This is a genomic window from Bradyrhizobium sp. Arg237L (assembly GCF_029990105.1).
Taxonomy (GTDB): domain Bacteria; phylum Pseudomonadota; class Alphaproteobacteria; order Rhizobiales; family Xanthobacteraceae; genus Bradyrhizobium.
This window is the reverse complement of the sequence record NZ_JAQMIL010000072.1, coordinates 46,526-53,822: the sequence shown is the minus strand read 5'-3', so window position 1 is coordinate 53,822 and position 7,297 is coordinate 46,526. Positions and strand designations below refer to the sequence as shown.

Annotated in this window: 5 protein-coding genes; all 5 read right to left on the bottom strand. The window is 58.0% G+C overall.

The features are described 5' to 3' along the window. Nucleotides 1-234: 234 nt before the first annotated feature. The gene (locus tag OZ411_RS33520) at nucleotides 235-2,136 is read right to left on the bottom strand and encodes a response regulator (protein ID WP_282531365.1); all 1,902 of its coding nucleotides are present in this window, start codon (nucleotides 2,134-2,136) and stop codon (nucleotides 235-237) included. Nucleotides 2,137-2,187: 51 nt separating this feature from the next. After that, nucleotides 2,188-3,654 (bottom strand): circadian clock protein KaiC, encoded by a 1,467-nt coding sequence (kaiC, locus tag OZ411_RS33515; protein WP_282531364.1) that lies wholly within the window; start codon nucleotides 3,652-3,654, stop codon nucleotides 2,188-2,190. Next, entirely contained in the window at nucleotides 3,638-3,937 is a 300-nt protein-coding gene (locus tag OZ411_RS33510) for a circadian clock KaiB family protein (protein ID WP_282531363.1), read from the bottom strand. Before OZ411_RS33510 ends, kaiC begins: the two co-directional genes overlap by 17 nt. Before the next feature lie 173 nt (nucleotides 3,938-4,110). Further along, on the bottom strand, nucleotides 4,111-4,761 hold the full coding sequence (locus OZ411_RS33505; RefSeq protein WP_282531362.1) for a response regulator transcription factor: 651 nt from the start codon (nucleotides 4,759-4,761) through the stop codon (nucleotides 4,111-4,113). Nucleotides 4,762-5,514: 753 nt separating this feature from the next. Then, nucleotides 5,515-7,155: a DUF6538 domain-containing protein gene (locus OZ411_RS33500; protein ID WP_282531361.1), complete on the bottom strand. Its 1,641-nt coding sequence runs from the start codon at nucleotides 7,153-7,155 to the stop codon at nucleotides 5,515-5,517. Nucleotides 7,156-7,297 lie beyond the last annotated feature (142 nt).

Sequence of the window (7,297 nt, the reverse complement as noted above, 5' to 3'; positions counted from 1 at the left end):
CCCGATCATTCCGCCAGCTTAGGCGATTCCATTACATCATCAACTCGGATAAGGTTTTCGGTACACACAGGGTCGACGGGGGTTTCGGACCATTCAAGACGCAGTTTGGTCGAGCGCACAAACCCGCGGCTATCCACGGAATTATAGAAACTCAGCCCCGGGTATTGAGAAGCTGGGAAATAGCTGTGACGACCTTGTGCAGCATCCATGAAAAATCCGGCGGCTACAGTTGGCTCAATGAGCGTTGCTCGAACGGATTCCAAAGCTCTTGAGTACGTCCAGTAGGTCTTTCGAATTGAACGGCTTAGTCAGTATCTCCAGACGTGCGTAAGCCGCGAAGCGTGCCCGGACGTCGTCTTTGGCATATCCGGTCGTCAAAATAACCGGCAAATTCGGCCGTAACGCCCTAATCGCCGGTATCAATTCGTCACCGGGTCGGTCCGGCAGGCCGAGGTCAATGACGGCTGCAGCTAGATGCTCACTGCGGTTTTGAAATTTGGCGAGAGCCTCCTTGAAGCTTGCCGCGGTCTCAACCGGCAAACCGAGCTGCGCGAGTTCGTCGACCAGAAACATTTGCAGCAGGGATTCGTCCTCGACCACAAGAATATGTGCTCCGGCCCCCTCGTTGCCGAGGTTTGCATCCAGCACTTCACGTATTCGCGTCGCCAGCGCTGCAAAGGTGAATGGTTTGGTTAGCAGATCGATGTCTGGAGCAAGCCGGCCCTCTTGAATGAGAGAACTGTCGGCGTATGCGGATGTAATCAATATCCTAAGTAATGGGCGCATCAGTCGCGCCTGCTCCGCCAGACTTTTCCCGTCGATACCCCCCGGCAGGCCAAGATCGGTAAAGAGCAAATGGATATCCGGCTGGTGTCGGAGAATATCGAGCGCAACAGTGGCGTCGACGGCTTCGAACACAATATAGCCCAGCTCTCGCAGGCTGCTTACGGTGTACTGGCGAACGCCCTTGTCGTCTTCGACAACGAGGATCGTCTCGGCGGCCCTCGCTTCTGGAACAGGCGCGAGATTATTTGGCGGCGAGATTTGCGATTCCGCCATTTCGAGGTGTGCCGCCGCCTTCGGTAAAAAGATCTTGACCGTCGTACCAACGTCCACTTGACTACAGAGCTTGACGTAACCGCCACTCTGTTTGGCGAAGCCGTAGACTTGGCTTAGCCCCAGGCCGGTCCCACGTCCATCGGTCTTCGTCGTGAAGAACGGTTCAAAAACGTGGCGGAGCACATCGGGCGTCATACCGCTGCCGGAATCCGCAATCGAAATCAGCACATGAGGCCCTGCTTTCGCTTCACCCTCGACCGCCTCAGGATCGACAGCCAGTTCGACATTCGCTGTCTCGATACTGAGTTCGCCTCCCGATGGCATTGCGTCTCGCGCGTTGACCGCAAGATTCAGGATCGCTGCCTCCAGTTCGGTGGGATCAGCTTCCACCGTCCATAGATTTGCACCGATCTTGGCTCGAACAATGATCCGTTCTCCAAGGGTACGCTGGAGCAGATCGGACATTCTCCTGACAATGGCATCGAGGTCCAGGAGCCGGGGCTCAAGCGGCTTGCGCCGCGCAAATGCAAGCAACCGCTCCGTCAGAACTGCCGCTTGCTGAGCGCCTCGCATCGCACTTTCGAGAGCGTGCACTAACCTGGAATCGAGATTGGCGTACCGCCGCTGCACGCTTTCCAGGTTGCCGAGCACTACGGTGAGTAGGTTGTTGAAATCATGCGCAATGCCAGCCGTCAATCGTCCGATCGCCTCCATTTTCGCGGAATGCCTCAGTCTCTCCTCCAGTGCCCTACGTGCCGAAATGTCACGAAGGCTGGCAAGACGGGCGGGCCGATGATCCCAGCTCGTTTCCACGACGCGGACTTCGGCATCGATTGGGCCGTCCCCCGGTCTATGAACGGTAATTTCCGTCGCATCGCTCGTAACAAAGGGTATGCCAATCGGCGAGCCAATCAGAGACCCGGACGTTCGCCCAAATATCTGTTCCGCGGCTGGATTGGCAAACAACACGGTCCCGCCCTCGTCGACGACGATTATACCGTCGGCATTCTTCTCGATGAGAAACCTAATCTCGGTCTGGTCGATTCGAGAACCGTTAGATGAACCGGTCATGTTCATCGGGCTTGCCTCGATTTGGCGTTGTTCAACCGGTTGCGATCACAGGCGCCTCTAATCTCTGAACACATTCGGCGCTTCCTTGAACGGTTCGCCAAGATGCATGCCGGCACCGTCGATCGTGAACCGGCGGATCTCCTTGGCATGCTCGCTGCCGCGCATCTTGAGCACCATAAGGCCCCGATGCATGGTTTCCTGCTCCTGGATATATCGCAGTAGAATGATCGAGTCGGTCAGGGTCGAGATATGCTGCTCGCTGACGCTCTCGCCGCCGATGAGAGATTTGCTTGTTGCGGTGCAAAGCCCGGCAATTTCCCGCTTCTTGATGAAGGATGTCAGACTGATCAGAAACTCGCGGAAGCCTGTATCGGGAGCGATTCGCTCCAGGGCCGAAAGGCTATCCACCGCGATCCGGTTTGGCTGGAATTCGTCAACGAGGCTCTGAATCGTGAGCAGGTGATCGGGCAGCCCCTGGGCCTCAGGATAGAGGCAGATGATTTTGAGCTTGCCCTCGGCTTCCATCTGGGCGAAGTCCGTACCCCAACCGCTCGCATTGCGGAACAACTGCCCCTTGCTTTCTTCGTAGCCGAACAGGATTGCCTTTTCGCCCGCGGCGACCCCGCCCGCGAGAAAGTTGGTGACCAGCAGGGTCTTGCCCGTGCCGGTGGCGCCGCTCACGAGCGTGACACTGTCGCGGAAAAATCCGCCACCGCACATCTCATCGATGGCGGGATTTCCACTGGTCACGCGCACCGTGCTCGATTCCTGTTCAAGACGGAGCGAGGACAGCGGAACGGCCACCACTCCCTGGCTTGCGAGCAGCGTGAACGGCGCCTCACCCTCTGCATGATGGCTGCCGCGCATCTTGAGGACCTCGATCGTTCGCCGCCGCTTTTCCCGGTGAAGCACGTTACGCAAGATCACGACGTTGTCGGCGACAAATTCCTCCAGCCGATGGCGCGTAATTTCCCCGTACTCGCTGTTGCGCTCTGCTGTCATGAGCACGGTGAGACCGGATTTCTTCAGGGCGCTGCTGATGTGGAAGAGTTCGCGGCGGAGGATCTTGGGGTCACCGATGAAATGATCGAACAGTTGCGTTAGCGAGTCCAGGACAACGCGCTTGGCATGGACGCCCCTGACCGCATGCTGGATTCGTGAGAGGAGCCCGGCCAAGTCGAAATCCCCGATCACGAGTTCATCATTGGCCGGAGGGCTTGCGTCGACGAAGGCCAATCTGCCCTCTCTGCGCCAACGCCCAAGCTCCCATCCAAATCCGCGCATATTGGCTTCGATATCGGCGGGCGGCTCCTCAAAGGTTACGAGGACGCCGTTCTCGCCGAACGTGGTAATGCCATGAGCAAGAAACTGCGTAGCGAAAACGGTTTTCCCGCTTCCCGGCGTGCCGCCAACTACGGTAGTCCGGGCTCGTGGAAGCCCACCCATAACAAGCTCATCGAATGCATCGACCCCGGTTTTGACCCGCTCCAACACATCCGGAACGTCGCTATCCTGTGCCGTCATGCAGGTCTCCCCTTATCTCGATTCCCAGAAACTCGAGAACCCGCCCGATATCGCTCAGATCGCCCACAATGCGTCGCGGACGAACTGAATGTTCGTAGGATAGGGTTGGCGTGGCGATGATCCCAGCTTTCTCGGCGAGTTCGGGCTTGTTCAGCACATCGACAACTTCGACGTCCCACCCTTCCGATTTGATGACCGCCATCATGCGACGAATATTTTGCTCTGCCCGGTGAGAGCTGGCCGAATTTCCTGCGATATAGAGACGGAGCACGAGTTCGGCCACGGAGGTGCCTTGTCATCATTAGACATCCATGACGCCGCGGGCGCGCACGAGCGCCCGGGGCTATCGAGGACACGGTAGGCTCATCCGAATGAGCTGATGAGTTCAGCGTAGGAAACAATGTAGGCAGTTCCAGCGCAAGAGAGAGAGAAATACCAATCCTACTAGTAGAGAACTCACGGTCGCGGCGACTCAGAAGGCCCGCGCCTCCGCCGTTTGACACTAACTGCCGACCCGCTTGTTACGGCCCGCTCTCGAGCCCAAATGATCGCGGCGCTGCGTCGATTGACGCCGATCTTGCGGTACAGGGAGGCGACGTGGTTGCGTACCGTATTGTGCGAAAGGTTCAGCCTCTTGCTCATCTCGACATCACTCAGCCCCTCGCAGATGAGTCCTAGGACGTCTAGCTCGCGTTCGGTTAGGACATCGAGGTCGGACGAGAGGGCCGCCGGTTTGGCTACCTGGCGCAGGCCCCGTAGTTTTTCGATGATCGTACGCGTAAAGGACGACGTTTCCGCCACAACCGATTCGATTGCCGAGATCAGGTCACGGCCGGATTGCCGCGTTTCCTGAAGCACGCACAGAACCGTCTGCTCACCGTTGATGGCTAATGGCACTGCTGAAACGACACAATCGATTGCAGACACGTCGTTTTCAGTCGGCAGCACAAGATCCTTCAACTCCCCGTTCAATCGCTCGCGCGTGACTTGATCAATCCAGACAATCTGTCCATCTCCGTCGAGGAAGACAACGCCGTTGCCAAGGGCGGCTGCAATTTGTTCCTCCCGCTCATTTCCGCGCGCGAAATCGCTTACTGCTTGGTCCATTGCTGTCCCCCGCGTAGGTGGATGTGATCGCTATGGTTGGATTGCAGAAACAACGCGAGATCGAAAAATTGGTTCCGTTCGACTAACTTGCTAGTATAAAAGGACTATTGAGCGCGGGGGCGTCGCAGTGGTGCGGACGAAAGGACTTCAAACCTGAAACATCGGCATGTGTCTTGACCGAGAGATGTCGAAGCTGCGTTCGGGAGGGGTATTCGCCGAACAGTTAGTGACAGTAGCCCGGCGAACCGGCCAAGATTCTGGAAGCCTGCTGTATGGCGACGTCTGAAATCGCAAGGAGGTCCAGAGTCGTGTTCGAACTGCTTCATTTCCGATCTTCGCTATCCTACTCTTAGGTGCGCCCTCCAATCTTGCGGCGAGGGACGATCCGGCCTTCCATCTTCGCGCTCTGCAGGTATTGTGCTTCTGGCGGAGAAGAGAGGCGGTCAGCAGCATCTCCGGATATCTGGTGCGGGCGAGGGCAAAAAAAGAGCGAGAAACCCGCTGATCCCACTGGTGGGCCCGGCAGGACTCGAACCTGCAACCAGACCGTTAGGAGCGGGTGGCTTTAACCAAAGCTGTGGCGGACGATGGACCCAGTTCGAAATGCAAAAACTCTATGGTCTCGAAGGCATTTTATTGTCTAGGAAGAAGAAACTTTGTTATCTGTCGACAGGACGCCGAGCCGGTCGTCGGTCGGAATCGGCCAGCGAAATAGATGAGACGGCATAGAAGAGCCGGACCTGAGAAAAGAAATTATGAAACAGCACGGGCCGGTCGCCTTGTCATTTGGGCAGCATCGTCGGAGGCCATTTGCGCTCTGGTACGCCGAACACGCTTGAGCGGTGCCGGCGGTCGGCTGAGCGCAGGCACTTTGAAAAGAGGGAAGAGCGCCATTTCCTTCGCCAGCACCGACACTTTTCGTTTGCCATATCGTGCTCCGGTCCCGCTCTTGCCTTCGTGGCCGCACATGTAGTCGCACAACTCCGGCTTCATCCTCGTGCCGCGCACGATCTCGCGCCAGAGGTGCCGCCACCCGTGGTTAGGCTGGACGTCGGTCACCTTTAAGGATTTGTGGACCCATTCGCCCAAGCGCTCGGCGACCTTCTGCCACTGGGGGTTCGCATTTTTCCCGCCTCGAGCGCGAGCCGGATCATAGAACAGCGGCTTGCCGATGCGCCGGCGCTCCTCAAGGTATTTGAGGAAACCCTGCGCGATGAGATGTTTATGGACCGGGACACACCGTGGGCGCTTGCTCTTCGTGACCTCGGGTCTGAGCACGAAGCACCAATGTCCCAGGATCTGCTGGACGTCCGACGGCAGCAAAGAGGTGATCTCGTTGACGCGGGCGCCGGTATAGGCGCAAATCCACGGCACCCAACGCCGCGCGGCCTTCATCTCGATCGAGGTCAGGCGTGAGGGTATTGCGACCGTCGCCGAGAGGAGTGTGAGGGCTTGGTCGGGATCGAAGCCGCGCTCGTCGTCCTCCTTCCACGCCTTGACACCCTCCACCTTGATGCCGGCGAACGGGTTGGTTTCGAGTTTGAGCGCATTGAACATGTGCGTCGCGACAGCTCTAGGTGCTGCGAGCCACACGTCGCGAACCGCCTTCGGCGCGATTCCTTGCCGAAGCTTGAAGTCACGCCAGCGGACTGCATCGTGCGGAGTGACGCGCGCGAGATCCCCATGTCCGATCCAGTTTATGAAACCCTTAATGACGGGTTTCCAGCGCTTCGCCGTCGGACCCTCAAGGTGGCCTTTGATTCGATCCTGGTTACAGTAGAGTTCGAACGCTTCCAAGAAGTCGACCTTCGGCTTCGTTCTCTGCGGGAGGTCTTTCAGATCAGGGTTTTCGCCGTACTTCCCTTTGGACGCACGAAAAATGTCACCGTAGCCCCCTTTTCTGGCCTCCAAGAGCAAGGGCTTGAATTTCTCGACTTCGGCGTCGGTAGGCGTGACACCGCTTTCCTGGGCAAGTATTTCGCGAGCGTCGCGGTCGAGGTACTCCTCGTCGTCGCCGTCGAAGGGCTCCGCCGCGAGTGCCAGCCACCTCAAGGCACTGAGAGCGGTGCCCGGCTCGGCAATGTGGGCGTCGCGGATCTTGATGTGCAACTCGCGCCGAAGTGCATACATGTCCTGGTGCGTCAGCCGCGCCTTTGCCGGCGAATCCTTCGAATTCCGCTTCGCTTCGCGCGCCAGACGGGCCCACTCGCTCTCCAACTCGGCCGAAGCGACAGCGATCCGTTGGTTAGCGGTCCGCCTGTTGGTGGTCCTCAAGGATCGCCAAACCTCAGTCTTGCCCACCACGGTGCGGTAGCGCTGCGGAACCTTCTTCCGGATCCAGTAGACGTTCTGTTCCTTGCCGTTGGCCTTTTTGGGCCGGATCGGAGTGGGCATTCTGGTCGTTCCCATGGTGGAGAACCTCGGTGTAGAACCGGCGGCTCAAGAAACGCCCAACAGCACTAGTAAAGTTGATTCTATTGGCTTTTCCGTACACCCGGAGGAGGAATCCCTCCCTCTCCGCCATTAACCGGAACGA

Coding starts and splice junctions, on each gene's coding strand:
- OZ411_RS33520 (WP_282531365.1), bottom strand. CDS start 2,136: ATGAACATGACCGGTTCATCTAACGGTTCTCGAATCGACCAGACCGAG.
- kaiC (WP_282531364.1), bottom strand. CDS start 3,654: ATGACGGCACAGGATAGCGACGTTCCGGATGTGTTGGAGCGGGTCAAA.
- OZ411_RS33505 (WP_282531362.1), bottom strand. CDS start 4,761: ATGGACCAAGCAGTAAGCGATTTCGCGCGCGGAAATGAGCGGGAGGAA.
- OZ411_RS33500 (WP_282531361.1), bottom strand. CDS start 7,155: ATGCCCACTCCGATCCGGCCCAAAAAGGCCAACGGCAAGGAACAGAAC.